Raw genomic sequence first — 23,770 nt, forward strand, 5'->3', positions numbered from 1 at the left:
TCAAATGCAAAGTTACAATATTTTTGTCGATTAACATTTCATTGATATCCTAAAGACAAGTTAAATTATTAGAATTTTTTGTAAGTTGCTTAACCATATTAAGACTGGTAATTTTATGTGTACAGTAACTCTTATTCCTTTAGGGAATTCTAATTTTGTGTTGACTTCAAATAGAGATGAAGCACCAGAAAGAGAGACATTAGATCCGGATTTTTATGCCGAAAATGGCGTGAAGTTATTATATCCAAAGGATGCGTTAGCTGGTGGCACATGGATTGGAGTGAGTGATAAAAACAGATTAATTTGTTTGTTAAATGGTGGTTTCAAACAACATAATAGACTGGATAATTATAAAATGAGTCGAGGAATTGTGGTTAGAGAGTTATTGATTTCTAGTCAAGTTTTGAGAACAATCGAGGATTTTGATTTTATAAATATTGAACCTTTTACTATAGTAATAGTGGATTGGAATAAAAGCCTACTTTTCTATGAGTTGGTTTGGGATGGTTCAGAAAAACATGTTACTAATCTGCCTCTAGAACCTAAGATATGGTCTTCATCTACTTTATATACAGAAGAAATGAAACAAACTCGTTTGGTATGGTTTGAAACATTTAAAAGTAAGAATATCCTTAATCCTGAAAATATATTGCATTTTCATAAGACTGCAGGGAAAGGAAATCAAGATTACGGAGTAATTATGGATAGAGGTTTTGTCAAAACAACTAGTATTACCCAAGTAATAAAAGTTGAATCTAATATTAATATGAATTTCTATAACTTACATAAAAACAAAATCTCTAATACAAATTTTTCATTTTCTAAATCTATAAATGACTAATTCGGGTATTATACTAACATTAGCTTATCCGGAAACTATTGTTATGGTTTCAGAAGAATGGTTTTCACCTTATATGCGTTATGTAGGTATTGGCAAAAAGAATTATGTTCGCGCTGGTCATGCAGCATTGGTGTTAATAGACAAGAAAACGGGTATTCTAGAATATCATGACTTTGGCAGATATATAACTCCTGAGCCTAGTGGTCGTGTAAGAGGGAAAGATACAGATTGCGAATTAGAATTTCCGTTAATTGCTAGAATAAAAGACGATGTAATTATTAACCTTGAAGAAATTTTAGTCTATTTAGCCACGCATCCAAAATTAACTCATGGAGATGGAACAATGTATGCTTCTGTTTGTAATGAGGTTGATTACAATCTAGCTAGAAATCATATAACTAAAATGCAAAACAAGCATTTTATTAGGTATGCAGCATTTATTAAAAACGCATGTAATTGCGCCAGATTTGTAACAGATACGCTAATTGCTTCTGTAACTAATATCAAAATTGGAAAACAACTAATTCGGTCTAAATGGTTTACTCCAAGTACTGTTGGAAATGTAGTAATAGCTGATACTAATAATAAAGTTTATCAATTAGATGAACAAGGGAATTTCTTAGATGCTTCTATTTCTGTCAGCAAGATTAATAGAACACATTTTTTAGATAAATTACAAGAACATAAACCTAATTTTATTGGTACTTTACAACCAAAACCAATAGCTAAATCTCATGAATTAGCACAATGGCTATCTGGTATTGCAGCTGGAGCCTGGTTTGAATTGCATCCAACTAATGAAATTCATTTATATGTTTTTAGACGCATATCTCCTTATGGAAATGTAGATATAGACGCCATCTATGAAATAGATAATATTAGTTTTAAATATGAAAATGGATTTGAATTTATTCATTATTCAAATTGTAAATTCTTTCATGTAAAACAAGAGAATCAAGTTTTTAGATTTAATAGAGTCTTGGATTAGCTTTATAATTAATTAAGAGCAAAAGGAGCACTTAATTTAAATGCAGGAATTGTTACGTTAAACTTTTTAGATGTTGTTAAGTTTATCATATTATAATGTCCATACATAGCGCCATAAGGTGACGTTAATAAACATCCAGAAGAATATGTATGAGATTCGCCAGGCTTTAAAACAGGTTTTTTACCAATAACGCCCTCACCTGTAATAGTTTCTTGATTATTTAAAGAGTCTAATATAGTCCATTCTCTAGCATGAAGTTGAACGGAGTCTTTGCTCTGGTTTTCAATAGTTACTTTATATCCAAAAGCATATTGCATTTTATAATTTTTATAAAATGTACCTTCGAAAGACGTTTCTACAGAAATTTTAATACCTTTTGTTACTTGCTGAACCATTTATACTAGGGTTACAATGTGATGTAATATAACAAAATTATAAAATATATATGTTAATATTACAAATTTTAAGACAACTGCCAATAAAAACGGGTTCTAATTCGCAATATTTATTGAATTTGCTTCACCTATTCCAATAAGTCTATCGTATCTGGCACCTAAATCTCTATAGTAAACCAATACTTTATAATTATTGTCTGTTTGATGAAAATTACCACTTATGGCACCTTCTTGAAGTTTATTGTTCTCGTCTGTTAACACATATTTGTAGCTATAAAAACCTTGTTTTAATAATAATTGTGCTTCGTAAACTCCACGAGCATCGTTATAATGCATCTTGTTTGCTTCGGTTAGTTCGTAATTATTAAAATTGCCATAAACGTAAATGTTTTTATTCATAATAGATTCTTCTGCTAATAAAGAAAAATGCATCCAAACATAATCTGCTTCAATCCAAGGTCTTTCAGTATCTAAAGCAGTAATAACAAAATTCCCATTAATATCTGGGTTGAATGTATAAGGTCTGTTTGCTCTAACAATGTCTGTAAATAAAAAATTATTATATAAGTCTTCTAGTTCAATAAATTGTATAGAAACGTTAGCTCCACGAATATCTTTATTTTCGAAATTTAAATATTCATTACCTGCCCAAAAACTCGATTCACTTGTATATTTATATATTAATTCGTTTCCTAATGTATATTGTGGCTTAAGATTAGATATTGCAGTATTTAAATTATTGTTTTGAACAATTAATGTTTTAACAGTTTCTACTGGATTATTGAATAAGATACTTGAAGACGAAATTGCCAAATCAATAGTGTGTTTCTCGTCATAATATTTAACGTCTCTAGATCTTCTTACAATTACACCAACATCTGCTTGGTTTTCATAAATCATGAATTTTCTAGAAAACACTAACTCATCATAATCATCAAAAATTTGAAGCATATAATTTCCTGATTTAATTAAACCACGAGTTCTTTCGTTTGGGATTGTAAGGTTATAATGAGAATATATCTGAAATGTATTAAATGAATTTTCATAATGCCTAATTCTATTATTATCATAGCCAACCATATATTCAGCTTTACTAAGATTTGATGGTTTCCAATCGAAATCGAAATGTTCTATTTTATAATAAAAATCATCTTCATTTCCGTTTAAAGCATCAAAAGTTAAAACAATTCTATCGCCTAATTTTATAATTGGCAATTGACTTTCAGGTGTTTTCCCGGAAAAAACAACCGTTTTAATATAGTCTGGAGCAATGACTTCTTCTGCTTGTCCAAAAAGCAAAAAAGGGAATATTATTAATAAAAAAGAGTGTTTTATACTTTGTGTCATTTTGTGTTTCATTAGTTGGGTAAATATAAACAAATTTTATGCCTAACTATTTTTTGTTATTTAGAATAAATATAAATAACAAACTTCATTAAACTCTAGTATAAATTCATATAGAATTTAGTAAATTTGCACGGATTTTTAAGTCGATTAAAAATCTTAATCACATTTACTATTAACAAATAGATTTATAAATATGTCAAACGACATTAAGATTAAAAAAGGTCTGGACATTAAACTTAAAGGTGAAGCTGAAAAAGCTACTGAAAATGCTATAATTAGCAATTTCTGCACTTTGAGACCTGAAGATTTTCACGGAGTTACTCCAAAATTATTAGTTAAAGTTGGTGCTAAAGTAAAAGCAGGTGAACCTATTTTTTACGATAAATCTAACGAAGCAATAAAATTTGTTTCGCCTGTGTCTGGTGAAATTTTAGAGATTTCTCGTGGAGAAAAAAGAAGAATATTAGCTGTTAAAATACAAGCTGATAAAGAACAATCATTCCAAGATCATGGAAAGTTAGATGTTAATTCTGCAAAAGCAGAAGATGTTAAAGCACATTTATTAACATCTGGATGCTGGCCATTTATTAAGCAACGTCCTTATGATATTATTGCAAACCCAAATAAATCTCCTAAAGCGATTTTTATTTCAGGTTATGCTTCTGCACCTTTAGCAGCAGATTTAGACTATACCTTAAAAGGAAAAGAAGTAGAACTGCAAGCAGCAGTAACAGCTTTAGGAAAACTTACTGAAGGGAAAGTACATGTGTCTGTTGGTAAAAACACAAATTCACCATTATCTGGTTTAAACGGAATAACTTTACACACAGTTTCAGGACCACACCCTTCTGGAAATGTTGGAACGCTGATTAATAAAATTGATCCAGTAAATAAAGGAGAAGTTGTTTGGACAGTTAATGCACAAGACCTTGTAATTATTGGTGAAATGTTATTAACTGGTAAATTTAATGCAGAACGTATTGTTGCTTTAGCAGGTTCTTCAATTAAAAAGCCAAGATACTTTAAAACCAAAATTGGTAGCGAAATTGCTACTATGGTTTATGATAATGGTATAGATAAAGATGGAAACGACCGAATTATTTCCGGTAACGTTTTATCTGGAAAACACGTGAAACCAGATGGAAGCTTAGATTATTACAGTAATGTAATTACAGTAATTCCAGAAGGAGATGATTATGAACTGTTTGGATGGAATAAACCAGTTTTTAATAAAATATCTCAATCTAGAGCTTTAACTTTTTCTTGGTTAACACCGAATAAAAAATTCGATTTAAATACAAATACGAATGGCGAACATAGAGCTTTTGTTTTAACAGGTAATTACGAAGAGGTTTTTCCTCTTGATATTTATCCGTTACAGATATTAAAAGCTTGTATGTATAACGATTTAGATGAAATGGAAGCTTTAGGAATGTACGAAGTTGCTCCTGAAGATTTTGCTTTAACAGAATTTGTTTGTGTGTCTAAACAGCCACATCAAGAGATTATTAGAAAAGGGTTGGACGTAATGATAAAAGAGATTGGATAATTATTTTATTCATTTTGTGAAACAAAATGATAAATATTAATATAAGAATATGGGTTTAAAAAGCACATTACATAACTTAAAAGAAAAGTATAAAGGAACCAAGATGGCTCCAGCATTTAATGCACTACATACTTTTTTATACTTGCCAAATGAGACCACACACAATGGGACTCATATTAAAGTAGCAGACGATTTAAAACGTACCATGAACATAGTTATTATGGCTATGGTACCATGTTTACTTTTTGGAATGTTTAATGCTGGATATCAGCATTTTTCTGCTCTAGGAACACCAGTTGAATTCTTGTCATGGGATGCCTTTTACATAGGATTAATAAAAATATTACCCCTAGTAATTGTTTCTTATGGTGTTGGGTTAGCTATCGAATTTCTATTCGCTGTAATTAATAAACACGAAGTAGAAGAAGGGTATCTTGTAACAGGAATGTTAGTGCCATTAATTGTTCCAATAGATACGCCACTATGGATGCTTGCTGTAGCAGTGGCATTTGGAGTTGTTATTGGGAAAGAAGTTTTTGGTGGAACAGGAATGAATATCTTAAATCCTGCATTAACTATTCGTGCCTTTTTATTCTTCGCCTATCCAACATGGATGTCTGGAGATAAAGTTTGGGTACATGGTGCAGTAGAAAGAGACCAAATGATTGCAGCTGGCGAAAAATTAGATGCCATCTCTGGAGAAACCATTCTAGGGACCTTAGCACAAGGTAAAGAGGTAGTCTATTCACTTTCAGATATGTTCTACGGATTTATTCCTGGCTCAGTTGGAGAAACATCTACCTTATTAATATTATTAGGAGGTTTATTTTTAATCTTCACTAAAATTGGTAGCTGGAGAATTATGTTATCCTCTACTATTGGAGCCTTAGTTATGGGCTTAATATTTAACGGACTTGTTAGTGCAGACATTATTTCTGAAGGGAGTAAGTTCTATGGCTTAATGAGCACAACATTCTGGCATCACTTACTAATTGGTGGTTTTGCTTTCGGAACCGTATTTATGGCTACAGATCCTGTAACAGCTTCGCAAACCAATAAAGGAAAATGGATTTATGGTTTCTTAATAGGATTTTTATCTATTATGATTCGTGTATTCAATCCAGCATATCCAGAAGGCGTTATGTTAGCTATTTTATTAATGAACGTTATGGCACCAACTATCGATCATTATGTGGTTCAAGGAAATGTGAAACAAAGAATGAAACGTCTTAAAGTTAAAAACGCATAACAATGGAAAAAAGAACAGATAAAAACTCATATACCATCATTTTTGCAGTAGGAATGGTATTAGTAGTAGGTACGTTATTAGCTTATGCATCGTCATCCTTAAAAGATAGAATTACAACTAATAGAGAGTTGGAAAAGCAACAAAATATTTTGTATGCTATGGGAATTAATGAAAACGATGAAAGCAATGCTATTTTTGTCTCAACAAAAGAAGCACCTAAATTGTTTACAGAATATATTAAAAAGCAATTAGTTATTCAAGGTGATAATGTTACCGAAGACAACCAAGCTTATTTAATTGATGTTAAAAAAGAACAAACCAATGCAAAAGCAGGTAAAGAAAGAAGATTACCATTGTTTATTGGTGAAAAAGAGGGTGTAACTTATTATATAGCTCCAATTAGAGGGAAAGGTCTATGGGATGCTATTTGGGCTTACATTGCAATGGATGAAAATATGGTTGTACAAGGTGCATTCTTTGACCATAAAGGAGAGACTGCTGGCCTTGGAGCAAACATTAATAAACGTTTCTTTATGGACGATTTTATTGGTGAAGACTTAATGTCTAACGGTAAATTTGTTGGAATTAAGGTTGCCAAAGGAAATGCAGATCCATTAAATATAGATAAAACAGATAACGAGGTTGACGCAATAGCTGGATCGACAATTACTGGAGATGGTGTTTCTGCCATGCTTAGAAATGAGTTGAGACTATATGTGCCTTATTTTGAAAACTTAAAAAACAATTAATATATGGGACTTTTATCAAAAAAAGATGCCAATCTAATATTAGACCCTTTAGCAGATAACAACCCAATTACTATTCAAGTACTTGGTATTTGTTCTGCTTTAGCAATTACAGCAGAACTAAAAGCCTCATTAGTAATGGCTATTTCTGTAATATTTGTAATGGGTGTTGGAAATGTGGTTATTTCTTTAATGCGAAATATTATTCCGTCTAAAATTAGAATTATCGTGCAACTAATCGTAGTGGCAACTTTAGTTATTATTGTGGATTTAGTTTTAAAAGCCTTTGCTTATGAGTTAAGTAAAACACTTTCGGTTTTTGTTGGATTAATTATTACAAACTGTATTATTATGGGACGTTTTGAAGCTTTTGCTTTAGCAAATGGTACTTGGCGTTCTTTCCTAGACGGAATTGGTAACGCTTTAGGTTATGGTGTTATTTTAATTATTGTTGGATTCTTTAGAGAATTATTAGGATCTGGAACTTTATTTGGAATCCCAGTTTTAGGAGACCCAATAGCAAAAACAGGATTGTATGCAACAGGTTACGAAAATAACGGGTTTATGATTATGCCTCCAATGGCGTTAATAGTTGTAGGAATTATTATTTGGGTACAACGTAGTAGAAATAAAGCATTAATAGAAGACTAAACTAGTAACTAGTAGCAAGTAAAAGGAATTAGTTTTAGACTAACTACTTATTACTAGCCACTAACAAACTAACATATATGGAACATATAGAATTATTTTTCAAATCGATATTTATAGATAACATGGTATTTTCAGTATTCCTTGGAATGTGTTCTTACCTAGCAGTATCTAAAAAGGTGGCTACAGCTGTTGGACTTGGTGCTGCAGTTATCTTTGTATTAGCTATTACAGTACCATTAAACTGGTTACTGGATCAATATTTATTACAACCTGGTGCTTTAAAATGGTTAGGAGCTGAATATGCAGACTACGATTTAAGTTTCCTTTCATTTATTATGTTTATTGCTACCATTGCAACCATGGTTCAATTAGTAGAAATAATTGTAGAGAAATTTTCTCCATCATTATACAACTCACTAGGTATTTTCTTACCATTAATTGCAGTAAACTGCGCTATTTTAGGTGGTTCATTATTCATGCAATCAAGAGAAATAGCAACTTTAGGATTAGCAACAACTTACGGAATTGGTTCAGGAATTGGTTGGTTTATAGCCATTCTTGCAATTGCTGCTATTCGTGAAAAAATTAGATATTCAAATGTACCTGCACCTTTAAGAGGTTTAGGAATTACATTTATTATTACTGGTTTAATGGCTATTGGTTTTATGAGCTTTGGAGGTATGTTAACTGGAGGAGATGAAGAAGTTAAAACTGAAGAAAAAACAGCAGTAGTAGAACCTGTAGTAAAACAGGAAGAAAATAAAACAGAAGCATTAGCTGATAACACAATAAAAGTAATTGAATAGCATGATAGTATTAGCAGCAAGTACATTAGGAACAATCATCATAACAGTAGTCGCTTTCTTAATAATTACATTGTTATTAGTTGCGTTATTATTGGTTGTAAAACAAAAATTATCACCATCAGGTCCAGTAAAGATCTTGATTAATGGTGAAAGAGAAATTGAGGTTGCTTCTGGAGATAGTTTACTAACTACATTAGGAGCTCAAAAAATATTTTTACCATCAGCATGTGGTGGAGGTGGAACATGTATTCAATGTGAATGTCATGTATTATCTGGTGGAGGAGAAGCTCTTCCAACTGAAACACCTCATTTTACTCGTAAAGAATTACAACAAGGTGCTCGTTTATCTTGTCAGGTAAAAGTAAAACAAGACATGGAAATTAGCATTCCAGAAGAAGTTTTCGGAATTAAAAAATGGGAAGCAACTGTAGTTCGTAATTATAACGTAGCCTCATTTATTAAGGAATTTGTTGTTGAAATTCCAGAAGATATGGGTTATAAAGCTGGAGGGTATATTCAAATTGAAATTCCAGAATGTACTGTGAATTTTAAGGATATGGATATTACAGCTCATCCTGAAGAGCATGAAACTCCAGATAAGTTTCAAGCTGAATGGGACAAGTTTAATCTTTGGCCTTTAGTAATGAAAAATACTGAGACTGTTGAAAGAGCATATTCAATGGCTTCTTATCCAGCTGAAGGACGTGAGATTATGTTAAACGTTCGTATTGCTACTCCACCTTGGGATAGAAATAAAAACGGATGGATGGATGTTAATCCTGGAATTGCTTCTTCGTATATATTTAACCAAAAACCTGGCGATAAAGTTATTATCTCAGGACCTTATGGCGAGTTCTTTATAAACGAATCTGAAAGCGAAATGCTTTACGTTGGTGGAGGAGCTGGAATGGCACCTATGCGTTCACATTTATACCACTTATTCAAAACCTTAAAAACAGGTAGAAAAGTAACATATTGGTATGGTGGACGTTCTAAGCGTGAGTTATTCTACTTAGAGCACTTTGCTGAATTAGAAAGAGAATTTCCTAATTTTAAATTCTATTTAGCTTTATCTGAGCCAATGCCAGAAGATAACTGGAAAGTAAAAGAGAATATTGATGCTCCAGGAGATGGGTTTGTAGGGTTTATTCATAACTGCGTTATTGAAAACTATTTAAATCATCATGAATCTCCAGAAGATATTGAATTGTATTTCTGTGGACCTCCATTAATGAACCAAGCTGTTCAAAAAATGGGAGAAGATTTTGGAATTCCAGATGAGCATATTAGATTTGATGACTTTGGAGGATAGTCGATAATTGCCATTTAATAATGAAATGTCATTCCAAGTTTGTGCTAGGAATCTCATATAAATAAAATAGATTCCTGCTTTCGCAGGAAAGACAAAAAACCCAATACAGTGTGTTGGGTTTTTTAATTGATAAAGTTAACTAATTAATATCCAATAGCTGCACCTTCCGGACGAGCTGAATCTGAAGCTCCAGTAATTATATTGCTTTCAGGATTTATTGTAATTCCCATCAAGGCACCTAAATAACCTGTTGCTTTTAAGGAATGACCCATAGCTTCTAACCCTTTTCGAGTATCTGGTGACATTAAATCATCTTCATATATTAGTTCATCTGGTAACCATTGATGATGAATTTTCATAACCTCAATAGCTTTATGAATTGGCATATTGAATTCTAAAACATTTAGAGTGGTTTGAAAAACCGTATTGATAATGGTTCGTCCTCCAGGACTTCCAATAATTAAATAGGGTTTGTCATTTTTTGCTACAATAGTTGGTGTCATGCTAGAAAGCATGCGTTTTTCTGGAGCTATTAAATTTGGATTTGTGCCAATTAACCAACCTGAGTCTGTGAAACCAGGAATTGGATTAAAGTCTCCCATTTCATTATTAAAAATAAAACCAAGGTCTTTAGAACCCATTTTAACACCATACCAATTTTCTAGTGTGTAAGTAAGAGAAACAGCATTCCCATCTTTATCGATTACCGAAAGATGAGTTGTGTTTTTACCATCATAGATTTGTCCAAATTTAGTGGAATCGCTAACTGAAGCTCTTTCCATATTTATATTTTCAAACCTGTTTTTAGCATGTTCTTTAGATGTTAATCTATCTAATGGCATATCTAGATTAAAATCTGGATCACCTAAAAATTCAGCTCTATCAGCAAAAGTTCTACGCATTGCTTCAGCAAGTATGTGAACATATTCGGTTGAATTAAATTCAATGTTATCCCAATCAACTAATTCCATAAGGTTCATTAATTCAATGAGTGCAACGCCACCAGAACTTGGTGGAGGCATACCATAAATATCATAACCTTTGTAGGATCCTTTTATTGGCTCACGTTCAATAGCATCATATTTAGCTAAATCTTCAGTAGTAATAATGCCACCATTAGCTTTCATATAATCTTCTATTTTTTTAGCGACTTCACCTTTATAAAAACCATCGCGACCATGGTCTCTAATTTGTTTTAATGTATTTGCTAAAGCATGTTGCTTCCATGTGTCTCCTGGTTGAGATATTTCCCCCTTTTCGTTATTAAAATAAGTTGTCATAAAAGGGAATTCATCAGCTTTACTACTAAAATATAGTGCTTCACCATACAAAGTCCAATTGAATTCAAATCCGTTTTCGGCTAATTTAATAGCAGGTTGCACTAAATCTTTCCATGGTAATTTACCATATTTCTGGTATGCTAAATACAAACCAGCAACTGTGCCAGGAACTCCAACTGCTAATAAACCTGTATGGTTACTATCGTCTTTAATTTTACCGTTCTCATCTAAAAACATGGTTTCTGTAGCTGCTAAAGGTGCTTTCTCTCTAAAGTCGATGGTTGTTGTTTTTCCTTCAGAATTCATAAAGACCATAAAACCACCTCCACCAATATTTCCAGCAGTTGGATGCGTTACAGCTAATGCAAATGCCGTTGCAATGGCTGCATCGACAGCATTACCTCCCTGTTTTAAGATATCTACACCTGTTTGAGAAGCAATTTTGCTTGCAGTAACCACCATACCATTTTTTGCATAAGATTGTGCCAATGAAATGGATGAGTTAATGAAAAGAAAAAGACCTAATAATATATTAAATAGTGGTTTTATGTTTGTTTTCATTGTTATTGGGTTTGTTGACAGTTAAATGAATTATTATTTTTGTGATAATGGTATGTTTTTATAAATAATTTAATCATTAATTTGACTTTCTAAATTTTCTGATAAAGCTTTTAGAAGCTTACCTAAATTTTCTTGTCTAATTACTTGAGATTTGTATCCTTCTAGTTTTTGAGATAAAAGATTCCATAAGACCATATTTTCAAAAAGTGCTTCATAGTTAGTTTTTGGGCCACCTTGAACTAATAAGGACTGTTTTGTTGGAAGTGCCACTTCGGTATAATTTAGATATTTGTTGGTAAATGGCTCTATTGCTAATAAATACCTGTTTGTGCTATAATCATGATTGTCGTTAATTATACTTAACTGTTGTTTCAATTCTCTTAATAACGCAATGGTTTCTTTGTTTTTCACCTTTTCAATATAGCTGCCATTTAAAAGTTCTGTAACTGCAGGAAATGAAAATTCCTGACTATTTACCCAAACTAAAGGACCTAAATTTGTTTTTAAATAGGGTAACGAATCTATGTTTTTTGAGTTGAGAATTTCTAAACACCTAACTGTTTTTATAATTAAAGAATCAGTTTGTTTTGCTTTATCTTTAGCAATTGGAATAGCAGGTTTAATTTCTTGACTAATACTTGTAAAGTATTCTTTTATTTTCAGTTTTTCTTGATATTCTACATACCAGCTATAAATTGCTAGAGCCAATAAAATACCTGCTTTAACTAATAGTATTTCTACAAGACCATTTTTTAAAAAACGCCCAGATTTATCCTCTTTTTTTGAATGATCAACTAGTCTCTTTAAAAATTTATTCATGTTTACAATCTAATTTTATTAATTATAAAAATAATATTATTCAATTAGTAATTGGTTGTTTCAATTGTTTATCAATTTGTTGCAAGACGTTTTTGCAATGGCTAATAAGATCTGAGTAATAAGCATCTGCTGCTTTTTGATTCCATGCACATGCAGACAAGGCTCTGATAACTATTTTAAATCTCTCGTCTTCAGGATTATTTAAAAATGCCCAATCACTCTCGTTTAACATACTTGGTTGTGGGTAAATATCCATAGTAAATTCAGAAAATTTCACCAAATCTGTATGTGAATCTAAATGAATAGAAATGGCATCCATCCATTCTTTATTGTATTTAAATAGTTCACTTTTTTTGTCATAATCACTATATAGATTTGCAATTGCTTCTAATAGTTCTGTGTTTTTAATTAATGGTAAATTGCCAGAACTTACCATACCTCTATACGTATTATCATTGGGTGTAAATATTTGATCGAGAATATTACCAAAAACGGTACAGATATGTGTTACTTCTTCAAAAGAATCTACTTTATTGTCTAAATCAATTAGTACATTTTTTATATCTATTCGCAATGCCGCATTAGAGATTAGTTTTTTTTTGAAACTAATCGTGTCTAAAACAATATCTCTATGTATGCGCTCTAAATAATTTCTGCCTAAAGCATTGTCTTGTCGTTCTTGATTCCAATTATTAATCTGTAATGCGATTAAAATTCCAATTACTACTAGTATTATTTCTCCAATAGCGTATTTAAAGTACTTGCTTGTTTTGTTTTCCATAAGGAGTGATTTTCGGATATGACGAAAAAATTTAATCATTGCTTTCCTCCGTATTTTTTTGATCTTTTCTATACTTAGAAATTAAACGAAATAAAATGCGTAGAATAAGGGCAAATGCAATTAAATAGATTATGGTTTTAGTTTCCATATATTAAATCATTAAATTAAATGTGTTTTATTTATTGATAGTAAAAACTTAACCTGCTTTCCCGTCGCCATCAATATCTTTTACTAAATGTGTTTCTAAAGCAATCAATGTTTTTTTAAGTAAGACTTTCGTGTTGGCTAATTCTTCTTCTAAATGCTTTACACGTTCTTCCACACTATCAGCTTGGTTTTGTTGTTTTTCTAATTCATCTTGTTGTAATAAATCCCAAAATATTCCCATGGTTTTTGTTTTATTTAGCTATTTAAATCTGTGTTTATTAATCTAATAAGGTTTTCAATATTCACTCACTAAGATTGTAAGTAGGTATAAAGGTGTAGGTAGTTTTGGTTGGTTTAGCATTTAAAGTTAAACATTTTTTATTCTATAAGAAGAAGATAAATAATTATTAATTTTGTAATATGAAAAAAGTACTTTCAGAACAAGAATTGCATTATTTAGCCATGAATCATGTTGGTAAAGAATTAGAAGCACGTGGATTTGAGTTTATAGCTGTAAATAGTAAATTAAAAAAGCATCCACAGTTTGTGTGTATGGATAAAACCAAACAATACTTTTTTGTTATTGTTAGAGCTGTCATGCTTCCAGAAAATCCAAATAATTATGATATTGTTTGGATGGAATCTTTTAAAAAACACGCGACTGATAAAGATGCCAAAGTGTTGTACGCTGGAGTTGGCCTTGGTAATCCCGAAGGTGAAGATTTGCCTATTTATTTGAATGAAGAATATCTGATTGAATACAATGGCATCCAGGTCGTTGAAACTAATTTGAATTAATGAAAAATATAATAATAGTTTTATTTGTTTTATTCTTGTTCTCTTGCAAAAAAGAACCTAAAAACACCAAGTTAACTGGTGAAGTTTTTGGAACTAGTTATTCTGTGATTTACGATTCTGATACTAATTACCAAAAACAATTTGACAGCTTGTTTTATGTCATTAATAAATCCATGTCAACCTATCAAGTCAACTCAGATATTTCAAAAATAAATAGAAATGAAGCTTTTAATATCGATGCACATTTTGTTCATGTATTTGATGCTTCAAAAGAGATATACAAACAAACTCAAGGTGTTTTCGATCCAACTATTGGAGCTGTTGTAAATGCATGGGATTTTGGTCCAGAAGGGAAAATAGCGAGCTTAGATAGTTTAAAAATAGACAGCTTGATGCTTAGTGTAGGACTTGATAAAGTAAAGCGTAATAATTTTAAAATTGAAAAGCAAAATCCAAATACATTTATAGATTTCAATGCCATTGCTAAAGGATATGGTGTAGATGTTATTGGTTTGTTTTTTGAAGATAAAAACATTACTAATTATTTGGTTGAAATTGGTGGTGAAATTAGAGCTAGAGGTAAGAATGTAGTAAAACAATCTGCATGGAAAGTAGGTGTGGAAGAACCACATTTTGATAGTACACAATCTGTTTTGAAGGCTATTTCTTTACACGATGAAGCTATGGCGACCTCTGGAACTTATAGAAAGTTTAAAACCGATAGTTTAGGTAATCGATATTCACACATTATTGATACACAAACTGGTTATCCTAGTAAAACAAATTTGTTGAGTATTTCTGTTATTGCTAAAGATTGTATGACAGCAGATGCCTATGCTACAGCTTTTAAAGCCATGGGAATCGAAAACGTTAAACAATTTCTTCAGTCACACCCAGAACTTAAAGTCTTTTTTATTTTTGAAAACGATAAAAATGAATTTGAAACGTTGTCTTTAAATGGATTTCCAGAAAATTAACAAATTCCTGTGAAGGCAGGAATCTCTTTGGGATTCAAAGTATCTAATTTCGCTAACAAATATGACTTAATAAAGAAGAGTAATTATATAAGAAAAACATCAGTTAGATTCATGAGATTCCTGCCTACGCAGGAATTGGTTTATATACCACAGGAATAATTTCACCTTTTGCTAGACAATATCTAGTAATATCTTCTTCTGGAAGAGTAGTTGTGTAATCAACTTCATCTACTTTAAATCCAATACTTCGAAGTTTATCAAAATAGTCGCGACCATAAATTCGAACATGGTCATATTGTCCAAATATTTTAGCTCGTTCTTTCTTGTCTGTTATTGAACTGTCTTCAAAAGAGGTTTCTCTAGATAAATCTTGAGGTATTTGAAACACACCAAAACCACCAGGTTTTAAAATTCTATATAATTCTTGCATGGCTTTAGTGTCATCTGGAATATGTTCTAAAACATGATTGCAGAGTATGACATCAAATTCATTTTCATTAAACGGAAGATTGCAAATATCTGCTTTTACATCAGCAATTGGCGATTCTAAATCGGTTGTTGTATAATCTAGATTTCCTAAAGCTTTAAAACGTTTTAAAAAACATTGTTCTGGAGCAAAATGAAGGACTTTTAAGTTTTTAGAAAAGAATTCTGTATTGTTTTTTAAATACAACCAAAGTAATCTATGTCTTTCTAAACTTAGAGTAGAAGGAGACAAGACATTGTTTCTTTGGTTGCCATAACCATAAGGTAAAAAGCTTTTAAAACTTTTTCCATCAATAGGATCAGTATACGTATTTCCTTTTAAAATCAATGCTAAAACAGGTCGAACCATATAACTTAATCTAATAAGAATGGGTCTTGGAATGGTGTTTAGGATGAGTTTGAAGATTTTTTTCATAGTTATTTCACAGAGATTCACAGAGTTTCACGGAGAATCACTGAGGTGTATTAACAAAACGCTTAATACCGTTTTTCAATAGTTTGGTATGAAAGTTAATTAATAAACCTATGGGATAGTTTCCTAATTTCATATAAGTTAAAATTTGAGCCGTATGAACATCAGTAAAAGCTTCAACAGTTTTTAATTCGATGACAACTTTGTTTTCAACAAGTAAATCAATTCTATAACCATGATCTAACTTAATATCTTTATAAACAATAGGCAAAGCAATTTCTTTAGTAACAGATAATCCAACAGATTGAAGTTCAAATAGGAGACATTCTTGATAAGCAGATTCCAATAAGCCAGGACCTAAAACACGATGTACATTTATGGCAGCTCCTATAATCTTTTCAGTTAGTTTGTTATCCATAATTCTCTTTGTATCTCGGTGAGACTCTGTGAATCTCAGTGTAAAAACTAAAGCACTAAAGCCTTCTGTCTAAACTCATTTTCTTCATTAGAAACAATTCCTAAAGCTTCATAAACATAGGCAAATGTTGAAAGCAATTCTGGTTTGCCATCTAGGATAGCTACATTATGTTCAAAATGAGCACTTGGTTTATTATCTAAAGTAGTAATTGTCCAACCATCTCTATGTTGTTTAATGCGATGTGTTCCAAGATTAATCATAGGTTCTATAGCTACAACCATGCCTTCTATAAACTTTTTACCACGACCACGTTTTCCATAGTTTGGCATTTCTGGATCTTCATGCATTTTTCTTCCCAAACCATGACCTACAAGCTCTCTTACAACTCCATAACTATGGTCTTCACAATACTTTTGAATGGCATAACCAACATCTCCAACACGATTACCTACTTTAAATTCACGAATTCCTACATAAAGAGATTCTTTAGTAACGTCTAACAGTTTTTGAGTTTCAGGAGCAATTTCCCCTACTGCAAAAGTATAAGCATGATCACCATAAAATTCGTTTTTAATTGCTCCACAATCAATTGAAATAATGTCACCTTCTTTTAGAGGTTCGTTTGTAGGAAATCCATGTACTACTTGAGAATTTGGACTCATACAAAGCGTGTTTGGAAAATCGTATAATCCTAAAAAACCAGGAATAGCACCTTGTTCTCTTATGTATTCTTCAGCTAATTTATCTAATTGAAGTGTTGTTACTCCAGGCTTTACTTCTTTAGCGAGCATTCCTAAAGTTCTAGATACAACCAATGCGCTTTCACGCATTAATTCAATTTCTTCTCTTGTTTTTACTATAATCATTCTTAAAAAAATATGCGCAAAGATAAATAAAATTAAAATGGTAATCTTTTTTCTGAAACATGACTTTCGACAGTTTTTAGTTGGATTTTATTGAATAGTTTTGTGCTCTAAAATAAACATCATGTATAAATCGGTTAGCGCAGAAGAAGCAGTAAAAGTAATTAAGTCTAATAATAAAGTATATATTCAAGCAGCAGCAGCAGCACCACAAGTGCTAATTAATGCTATGACTGCTAGACATGAAGAATTAAGAAATGTTCAAATTTGCCAACTGCATACAGAAGGCGAAGCGCCATATGCTAATCCTGAACTTAAAGATAGCTTTCATGTTAATTCTTTTTTTATTGGTAAAAATGTAAGACATACGCTAAAAGCTGGAAATGGTTCTTATACTCCAGTTTTTTTAAGTGAATTACCTCTGTTGTTTAAAAGAAATATAGTGGATTTACAAGTAGCTTTAATACATGTGTCTGTTCCAGATAAACATGGATATTGTTCTTTAGGAGTTTCGGTTGAAGCAACTTTGGCAGCTATTGAAAATGCCGATTATGTGATTGCTCAAGTTAATAAGCAAATGCCTAGAACTCATGGTGTTGGAATTATTCATATTTCTGAAATTAATGCTTTTGTTGAATGCGATGAGCCTTTACCAGTTCATGGTATGGCTAAGCCTACTGAAATTGAAAATAAAATTGGACATCATGTGGCTGGATTAATTGAAGATAGAAGCACCTTACAAATGGGAATTGGTAGTATACCAAATGCTGTTTTATCACTATTATCAAATCATAAAGATTTAGGATTACATACTGAAATGTTTTCAGATGGTGTTATCGATTTAATATTAAAAGATGTGATTAATGGTAATTATAAAGGAGTTAATAGAGGAAGAGCTTTAACTACTTTTTTAATGGGTTCTAAACGTTTATATGATTATGTAGACGATAATCCATTTATAGAAATGAGAGCTTCAAATTACACCAATGATGTATCTATAATTAGACAAAATCCAAGAATGGTAGCAATAAATTCTGCAATAGAAGTTGACGTTACTGGACAAGTTTGTGCAGATTCTATAGGTGCACACATGTATTCTGGTGTTGGTGGACAAATGGATTTTATTAGAGGAGCATCATTAAGTGAAGGAGGAAAAGCTATTATTGCCTTACCTTCTACTACAAAATCTGGAATAAGTAGAATTGTACCAAGTTTAAAACCTGGAGCTGGTGTTGTAACAACAAGATCTCATGTACATTATGTAGTTACTGAGTTTGGGATAGCAAATCTATATGGTAAAACAATTAAAGAGCGTGTAAAAGCCTTAGTGAACATTGCGCATCCAGATCATAAAGAAGCTATAGATAAGCAATATTTTGAAATGATTGGTTATTAATTGAAATATGTAATTGAGGTTTTTTATTTTCTAAAAAACGAGAAGAAGCCTTTCTTCTTTTCTTGTTGAAGTGGATTGTATTTAGGGTTAGAGAGCCTTTGGTACACTTCTCCCCAACCAATAAAACCTCCTATGTTTCTGTCGTCTATAAATAAATCGGCATGAATTTTTCTACTTTTGGAATAATCGAATTGTTCTTCTGGAAAACTTTTGTTTACAGCATAAAATTCCAAACCGTTTTCTTTACAAAAATCAACAGCTTCTTGTAATCTTATATCACTTCGGTAAGTCCATAAAATTAAACGATGGCCATCTTTTTGTAAACGCTTAAGTGTCTCGAAAGCAAAAAGTTTAGGCTTACCTATTTTTGGATAAGCATCATCAACGATTGTTCCATCGAAATCTATAGCTAGAATAAGTTTGTCGATAAAATTCATAATTTAAATTAGATCGCTAAAATACGTAATTTATAATTCTATATTAATGAATGTTGTGTCATTTTTTCAGGCTGTTCAATTCCCATAAGTTTTAGAATTGTTGGAGCAATATCTCCCAAAACACCATCTTTTATTGCTTTCAAATCTTTGTCGATTAAAATTATTGGAACTGGATTTGTGGTATGAGCTGTATTAGGAGTTCCATCGGGATTTATCATAGTTTCACAATTACCATGATCTGCAATAAGTATGGTTGTATAATTATTTTCAAGAGCAGTATTAATTACCTTTTCTACACAAGTATCGACAGCTTCACAAGCTTTAATGGCAGCTTCCATAACTCCTGTATGTCCAACCATATCGCCATTTGCAAAATTTAAACACACAAAATCTACTTCCCCTTTTTTAAGTTCAGGGATTAAAGCATCTGTTAACTCAAAAGCACTCATTTCTGGTTTTAAATCGTAAGTAGCCACTTTCGGTGAATGACGTAAAATACGAGTTTCACCTTTAAAAACAGTTTCTCTTCCACCTGAAAAGAAAAAGGTAACATGTGGATATTTCTCAGTTTCTGCTATCCTGATTTGTTTTTTGTTATTTTTTTCAAGGACTTCACCTAAAGTATCTGTTAGGTTGTCTTTCTTATAAACTACGTGGATGTTTTTAAAAGTTTCATCGTAATTAGTCATGGTTACATAATACAAATTTAATTTGTGCATATTCTGTTCATGATAATCTTTTTGTGTCAATGCTTCAGTAAGTTGTCTACCTCGATCTGTTCTGAAATTAAAAAATATTACGACATCTCCTTCTTTTATTTTAGCGATAGGTTCATCGTTTTTATCTACCATAATAATAGGTTCGATAAACTCGTCTGTAATATTTTCGTTATAACTATTCTTAATAGATTTTAGAGCATTTCTAGAATGTTCACCAATACCATTTACTAGAGCATTGTAAGCTAATTTTATACGCTCCCAGCGTTTATCTCTATCCATGGCATAATAACGTCCAGTAATTGATGCTAATTTTGTTGATTTGTTTTCAATATATGTTTCCAGTTCAGTAATAAAACCATAACCCGATTTTGGATCGACATCACGACCATCTGTAAATGCATGAATGTATGATTCTTGAACACCTAAAGTCTCAGCAGCAGAAATTAATCCTTTTAAGTGATTGATATGCGAATGCACGCCACCATCGCTAACTAAACCTAAAAAATGAATGGGTTTGTTATTTATTTTAGCATACTCAAAAGCTTTATTTAATGTTTGTTCTTGTGCTAAGGTATTATTTTTTACAGCCAGATTAATTTTAACTAAGTCTTGATAAACAATACGTCCAGCACCAAGATTCATATGGCCAACTTCGCTGTTTCCCATTTGTCCTTCAGGTAGTCCAACATGTAAACCATCCGTTCGTAAACTGGCATTAGGATATTTGGTGTAGAGTGAATCTATGAAAGACGTATTAGCATGATCTATAGCTGAAACTTTTGGGTCTGGAGATTTCCCCCAACCATCAAGAATCATTAAAATGACTTTTTTATTCATATTAATTTGGCTTTATTCACCAAAGATAAAAGTTTAGAATTCTTTTAGTTTAATAAGACTTGAAAAAGTGATAAATTTCTTTGTAAAAAAAATTAAGAGAATTTATTTTTCATATTTCTCAATAGCTTCTTTTATGTGCTCAATTCTATTTTCTGGATCTGGATGTGTGCTCTTAAATTCTGGTACTCTATTTGGACCAGCAGCAGTTTTTAAAATTTCCATGACTCCAATCATCTCTTCAGGATTATATCCAGCGTCTATCATAAATTTAACACCAAGATCATCACTTTCTAATTCGTCTTCACGACCATTAGTCAATAATGTGTTATTTCCAATATTACTGGCGAAACTTCCTAAATCTGCTCCAACATCTGCACCAAGCGCAATTGTTTTCCAAAAATTAGCTTCACTAATCCTTTCATTAGAATGTTTTCCTAATACATGCCCAATTTCATGACCTAATACTCCAGCTAATTGATCTTCATTTTCTAACTGTGAAAATAGCGCATAGGTTATAAAAACTTGTCCACCTGGAAGTGCAAAAGCATTAATGGTTTTTTCATCTGCAAGTAAATGAAATTCATATTGATATGGTGTTTGTTTAGCAACACTAGTATTAACCAGTTTATTACCAACTTTATCTACAAAATCTTGGTAATTAGCATTGGCATATAAACCTCCATGTTGTTGTGCCATTTGTGGTGCACTTTGTAATCCAATAGCAATTTCTTGTTCAGGCGACAGTGTAATGGTTTGTGTTCGCCCTGTATATGGGTTTTCTTCTTGCTGACTACATTTTCTTAAATAGGCAAAAGCTACGATGGCTAATCCTATTAATAGTCTGACTTTGAAATTTTTAGTTCTCATGCTGCATTGAATTAAGTTTTAAATTTACAAAAGTTATGCAATACTTCTTAGATTAATTTTTTGCTCATAATATAATGAATTCCGACTTGTGGAATGTTGAATGCGTTTCCATGAATATGATAATTATTGTTTTTATAAAAAGATATTGCTATTTCTCTAGCATTAAACCAAAGTCTTTCAGCTTTCTTTTGAAGTAATATTTTTTCACCTTCAATCACTAGTAGTTTACCTAAACCTTTATGTTGAAATTCTTTTAAAATGGCCATGCCACGAAGTTGATATTGATTCTCCTCAGAGAACAGTTTTGATTTATTATTCATATAAGAAGCAACTCCAACAAGTTGAGATTTAAAAAATAAGCCAAGATGAAAGGTGTCTTCAAAATTGTCTCCTTCAAAAACACAATCTTCAATGGGTCTGCCTTCTCTTAAAACAGGCTGTCTTACAATATAAGTTTCATGAGCTGAAATGTGTTTAATACTATAAAAGGGACTTTCAATTTTATAAAGTTTCGCAGGCATACCATCGTAAATGGCTTCATTAATAAAATGCAAACCACATTTCTCGATAACACTATGAGAAGGTAGGTTATCTATATGAGCATGTGCATATATTTCTCTCAATTTTAGAGTTTCAAAACCATAAGTTATGGATGCTTTAGCACTTTCGGTTGCATAACCTTTATTCCAATGTGTTTTATAAAAACGATAACCAACTTCTACAAGTTTTTCATTTGGATGATATTTTAAGCCACACCAACCTAAAAAAGTATCATTCTCCTTAAGACATACAGCCCATCTTCCCATGTTAAATGCTTTGTAATCATAATCTAATAATAATTTTTCTGCATCTTCTAGAGAATTGAAAGCTAAGTCTCCAGTATATTTAATAACATCAGGATCGTTATTCATTTTATATAAATGTATGGCGTCTTGTATGTTAAATTCCCTCAAATAGAGACGGTTAGTTTTAAAGATAATATTCATAATATAAACTTATAATTTTTTTCTTTTATTAGATTGAATTCTTGTTTATATTTGCAGAGGAAATGCGAGAGTAGCTCAGTTGGTAGAGCGTCAGCCTTCCAAGCTGAATGTCGCCGGTTCGAACCCGGTCTCTCGCTCTAAAGCCTTGTCTAATTGATAAGGCTTTTTTTATTTCATCATTTTAGTTAATATTCTAAAAGCTAGGGTGAGAAGTTTATGCTGAGCTAAGTCGAAGTAAACCCGGTCTCTCGCTCTAAAGCCTTGTCTAATTGATGAGGCTTTTTTTATTTTAAAGTATTTAATTCTGTTTCTGTTTCAACTTCAAATGGAGTTTTGTTATACTCAAAAATTCTAGCAGATAATCTACCTTTTAATATAATAGAATCATCTTTAACTATTAACCAACTACCTTCTCTAAGTCCTATAACTGGTTGTGTGTTAAACTCATGAAACTCTTTAATTCTAGTTTCTCTAGTCTCTCCCATGTGCTTGTTATTTGGAATGGGATCGAGATAATGTGGATTGATGTTGAATGGAACTAAGCCTAAAGCTTTAAAACTTGGAGGATAGATTATAGGCATGTCGTTTGTCGTGTTTATAGTAAGACCACAAATATTACTTCCAGCACTTGTGCCTAAATATGGAGTCCCATTCTGCACAGCTTTTTTTAAGGGTTCTATTAATTGGTTTTTATATAGCTGATTCAACAACACAAAAGTATTTCCTCCACCTATAAAAATAGCTTTTGCTTGAGTAACGGCTTCAACAGGATTTTCAAATTCATGAATTCCTTTTACTGTTTTGTTAATTTTTAGAAAAGCTTCCTGCACCTTATTAGTATAATCATCATGAGATATACCACTTGGTCTTGCATATGGAATAAAAAGTATATAATCAACAAGTTTAAAAAACACAGATAATTCATCTAATAGGTATTCTAAATAATCACTTCCATGAATAGTTGATGTACTTGCTATAATTAAGTTTTTCATTTACATTAATTTGTCGTAAATTTAAGTAAATACAGGATTTAACAAAAGTTTAATCGATTTTGTATTTAATTAATCATCAAAAAATAAATACTATGAAAAATGTTTTGCCC

At 31.6% G+C, this 23,770-nt stretch carries 25 protein-coding genes and 1 tRNA gene; 12 read left to right on the forward strand and 14 right to left on the reverse strand.

Features of this window, described 5'->3' with window-relative positions; all coding sequences use genetic code 11:
• Window positions 1-115 precede the first annotated feature (115 nt).
• Window positions 116-841 carry an NRDE family protein gene (locus tag LX78_RS08095; RefSeq protein WP_109682156.1) on the forward strand — a complete coding sequence of 242 codons (726 nt, stop codon included), beginning with the start codon at window positions 116-118 and terminating at the stop codon, window positions 839-841.
• Window positions 834-1,829, forward strand: coding sequence for a DUF6695 family protein (locus tag LX78_RS08100; protein WP_109682157.1), 996 nt, complete (start codon window positions 834-836; stop codon window positions 1,827-1,829). Before LX78_RS08095 ends, LX78_RS08100 begins: the two co-directional genes overlap by 8 nt.
• Window positions 1,830-1,837: 8 nt before the next feature.
• Here LX78_RS08100 and apaG read toward each other — a convergent pair whose 3' ends face one another.
• Complete coding sequence (apaG, locus tag LX78_RS08105; protein ID WP_109682158.1) at window positions 1,838-2,224, reverse strand: Co2+/Mg2+ efflux protein ApaG; 387 nt, start codon at window positions 2,222-2,224, stop codon at window positions 1,838-1,840.
• Window positions 2,225-2,320: 96 nt separating this feature from the next.
• Complete coding sequence (locus tag LX78_RS08110) at window positions 2,321-3,571, reverse strand: type IX secretion system plug protein (protein WP_109682159.1); 1,251 nt, start codon at window positions 3,569-3,571, stop codon at window positions 2,321-2,323.
• A gap of 193 nt (window positions 3,572-3,764) precedes the next feature.
• Between LX78_RS08110 and LX78_RS08115 the strand changes: the two genes are divergently transcribed.
• From LX78_RS08115 to nqrF, 6 genes are all read left to right on the forward strand, one after another.
• Window positions 3,765-5,120 (forward strand): Na(+)-translocating NADH-quinone reductase subunit A, encoded by a 1,356-nt coding sequence (locus tag LX78_RS08115; protein WP_109682160.1) that lies wholly within the window; start codon window positions 3,765-3,767, stop codon window positions 5,118-5,120.
• A 49-nt stretch (window positions 5,121-5,169) separates the two neighbouring features.
• Window positions 5,170-6,369, forward strand: coding sequence for an NADH:ubiquinone reductase (Na(+)-transporting) subunit B (locus tag LX78_RS08120; RefSeq protein WP_109682161.1), 1,200 nt, complete (start codon window positions 5,170-5,172; stop codon window positions 6,367-6,369).
• Between the two features lie 2 nt (window positions 6,370-6,371).
• On the forward strand, window positions 6,372-7,118 hold the full coding sequence (locus LX78_RS08125) for a Na(+)-translocating NADH-quinone reductase subunit C (protein WP_109682162.1): 747 nt from the start codon (window positions 6,372-6,374) through the stop codon (window positions 7,116-7,118).
• A gap of 3 nt (window positions 7,119-7,121) precedes the next feature.
• The gene (locus LX78_RS08130) at window positions 7,122-7,766 is read left to right on the forward strand and encodes an NADH:ubiquinone reductase (Na(+)-transporting) subunit D (protein WP_109682163.1); all 645 of its coding nucleotides are present in this window, start codon (window positions 7,122-7,124) and stop codon (window positions 7,764-7,766) included.
• 77 nt (window positions 7,767-7,843) lie between these two features.
• Complete coding sequence (nqrE, locus tag LX78_RS08135; RefSeq protein ID WP_109682164.1) at window positions 7,844-8,572, forward strand: NADH:ubiquinone reductase (Na(+)-transporting) subunit E; 729 nt, start codon at window positions 7,844-7,846, stop codon at window positions 8,570-8,572.
• Between the two features lie 4 nt (window positions 8,573-8,576).
• A complete protein-coding gene (nqrF, locus tag LX78_RS08140; protein ID WP_109682296.1) occupies window positions 8,577-9,884 on the forward strand; it encodes an NADH:ubiquinone reductase (Na(+)-transporting) subunit F in 1,308 nt (435 codons plus the stop codon).
• 143 nt (window positions 9,885-10,027) lie between these two features.
• Here nqrF and ggt read toward each other — a convergent pair whose 3' ends face one another.
• From ggt to LX78_RS08160, 4 genes are all read right to left on the reverse strand, one after another.
• A complete protein-coding gene (gene ggt / locus LX78_RS08145; protein ID WP_109682165.1) occupies window positions 10,028-11,725 on the reverse strand; it encodes a gamma-glutamyltransferase in 1,698 nt (565 codons plus the stop codon).
• Window positions 11,726-11,794: 69 nt separating this feature from the next.
• Window positions 11,795-12,544 carry a hypothetical protein gene (locus LX78_RS08150; RefSeq protein WP_109682166.1) on the reverse strand — a complete coding sequence of 250 codons (750 nt, stop codon included), beginning with the start codon at window positions 12,542-12,544 and terminating at the stop codon, window positions 11,795-11,797.
• Window positions 12,545-12,584: 40 nt separating this feature from the next.
• On the reverse strand, window positions 12,585-13,325 hold the full coding sequence (locus tag LX78_RS08155; protein WP_109682167.1) for a DUF6090 family protein: 741 nt from the start codon (window positions 13,323-13,325) through the stop codon (window positions 12,585-12,587).
• A 196-nt stretch (window positions 13,326-13,521) separates the two neighbouring features.
• Window positions 13,522-13,713 carry a hypothetical protein gene (locus tag LX78_RS08160; RefSeq protein ID WP_109682168.1) on the reverse strand — a complete coding sequence of 64 codons (192 nt, stop codon included), beginning with the start codon at window positions 13,711-13,713 and terminating at the stop codon, window positions 13,522-13,524.
• Window positions 13,714-13,892: 179 nt separating this feature from the next.
• Between LX78_RS08160 and LX78_RS08165 the strand changes: the two genes are divergently transcribed.
• Both LX78_RS08165 and LX78_RS08170 read left to right on the forward strand, forming a co-directional pair.
• Window positions 13,893-14,270, forward strand: coding sequence for a Na(+)-translocating NADH-quinone reductase subunit F (locus LX78_RS08165; protein WP_109682169.1), 378 nt, complete (start codon window positions 13,893-13,895; stop codon window positions 14,268-14,270).
• Entirely contained in the window at window positions 14,270-15,247 is a 978-nt protein-coding gene (locus LX78_RS08170; RefSeq protein WP_109682170.1) for an FAD:protein FMN transferase, read from the forward strand. Before LX78_RS08165 ends, LX78_RS08170 begins: the two co-directional genes overlap by 1 nt.
• 124 nt (window positions 15,248-15,371) lie before the next feature.
• Here the strand turns inward: LX78_RS08170 and LX78_RS08175 are convergent, their stop codons facing one another.
• The 3 genes from LX78_RS08175 to map are packed head-to-tail and all read right to left on the reverse strand — an operon-like array spanning window position 15,372 to window position 17,429.
• Window positions 15,372-16,148, reverse strand: a complete 777-nt coding sequence (locus LX78_RS08175) for a class I SAM-dependent methyltransferase (protein ID WP_109682171.1) — start codon at window positions 16,146-16,148, stop codon at window positions 15,372-15,374.
• 37 nt (window positions 16,149-16,185) lie between these two features.
• The gene (locus LX78_RS08180) at window positions 16,186-16,563 is read right to left on the reverse strand and encodes a GxxExxY protein (protein ID WP_109682172.1); all 378 of its coding nucleotides are present in this window, start codon (window positions 16,561-16,563) and stop codon (window positions 16,186-16,188) included.
• Window positions 16,564-16,610: 47 nt separating this feature from the next.
• On the reverse strand, window positions 16,611-17,429 hold the full coding sequence (gene map / locus LX78_RS08185) for a type I methionyl aminopeptidase (RefSeq protein ID WP_109682173.1): 819 nt from the start codon (window positions 17,427-17,429) through the stop codon (window positions 16,611-16,613).
• Window positions 17,430-17,550: 121 nt separating this feature from the next.
• Here map and LX78_RS08190 point away from each other — a divergent pair, with 121 nt between their 5' ends.
• On the forward strand, window positions 17,551-18,822 hold the full coding sequence (locus LX78_RS08190) for an acetyl-CoA hydrolase/transferase family protein (RefSeq protein ID WP_109682174.1): 1,272 nt from the start codon (window positions 17,551-17,553) through the stop codon (window positions 18,820-18,822).
• Between the two features lie 23 nt (window positions 18,823-18,845).
• Here LX78_RS08190 and LX78_RS08195 read toward each other — a convergent pair whose 3' ends face one another.
• The 4 genes from LX78_RS08195 to LX78_RS15020 all read right to left on the reverse strand — a co-directional run bounded on the left by LX78_RS08195 (window position 18,846) and on the right by LX78_RS15020 (window position 22,668).
• Window positions 18,846-19,259, reverse strand: a complete 414-nt coding sequence (locus LX78_RS08195; RefSeq protein ID WP_109682175.1) for a BT0820 family HAD-type phosphatase — start codon at window positions 19,257-19,259, stop codon at window positions 18,846-18,848.
• A gap of 38 nt (window positions 19,260-19,297) precedes the next feature.
• Entirely contained in the window at window positions 19,298-20,815 is a 1,518-nt protein-coding gene (gene gpmI / locus LX78_RS08200; RefSeq protein ID WP_109682176.1) for a 2,3-bisphosphoglycerate-independent phosphoglycerate mutase, read from the reverse strand.
• A gap of 102 nt (window positions 20,816-20,917) precedes the next feature.
• On the reverse strand, window positions 20,918-21,682 hold the full coding sequence (locus tag LX78_RS08205; RefSeq protein WP_109682177.1) for a M48 family metalloprotease: 765 nt from the start codon (window positions 21,680-21,682) through the stop codon (window positions 20,918-20,920).
• 47 nt (window positions 21,683-21,729) lie between these two features.
• Window positions 21,730-22,668 (reverse strand): GNAT family N-acetyltransferase, encoded by a 939-nt coding sequence (locus LX78_RS15020; RefSeq protein ID WP_109682178.1) that lies wholly within the window; start codon window positions 22,666-22,668, stop codon window positions 21,730-21,732.
• A gap of 64 nt (window positions 22,669-22,732) precedes the next feature.
• Here LX78_RS15020 and LX78_RS08215 point away from each other — a divergent pair.
• Window positions 22,733-22,805: transfer RNA gene (locus LX78_RS08215), tRNA-Gly, on the forward strand.
• Between the two features lie 147 nt (window positions 22,806-22,952).
• Here LX78_RS08215 and pepE read toward each other — a convergent pair.
• Entirely contained in the window at window positions 22,953-23,660 is a 708-nt protein-coding gene (gene pepE, locus LX78_RS08220; protein ID WP_109682179.1) for a dipeptidase PepE, read from the reverse strand.
• Between the last annotated feature and the right edge of the window lie 110 nt (window positions 23,661-23,770).

Source organism: Xanthomarina spongicola (assembly GCF_003148645.1).
Taxonomy (GTDB): domain Bacteria; phylum Bacteroidota; class Bacteroidia; order Flavobacteriales; family Flavobacteriaceae; genus Xanthomarina; species Xanthomarina spongicola.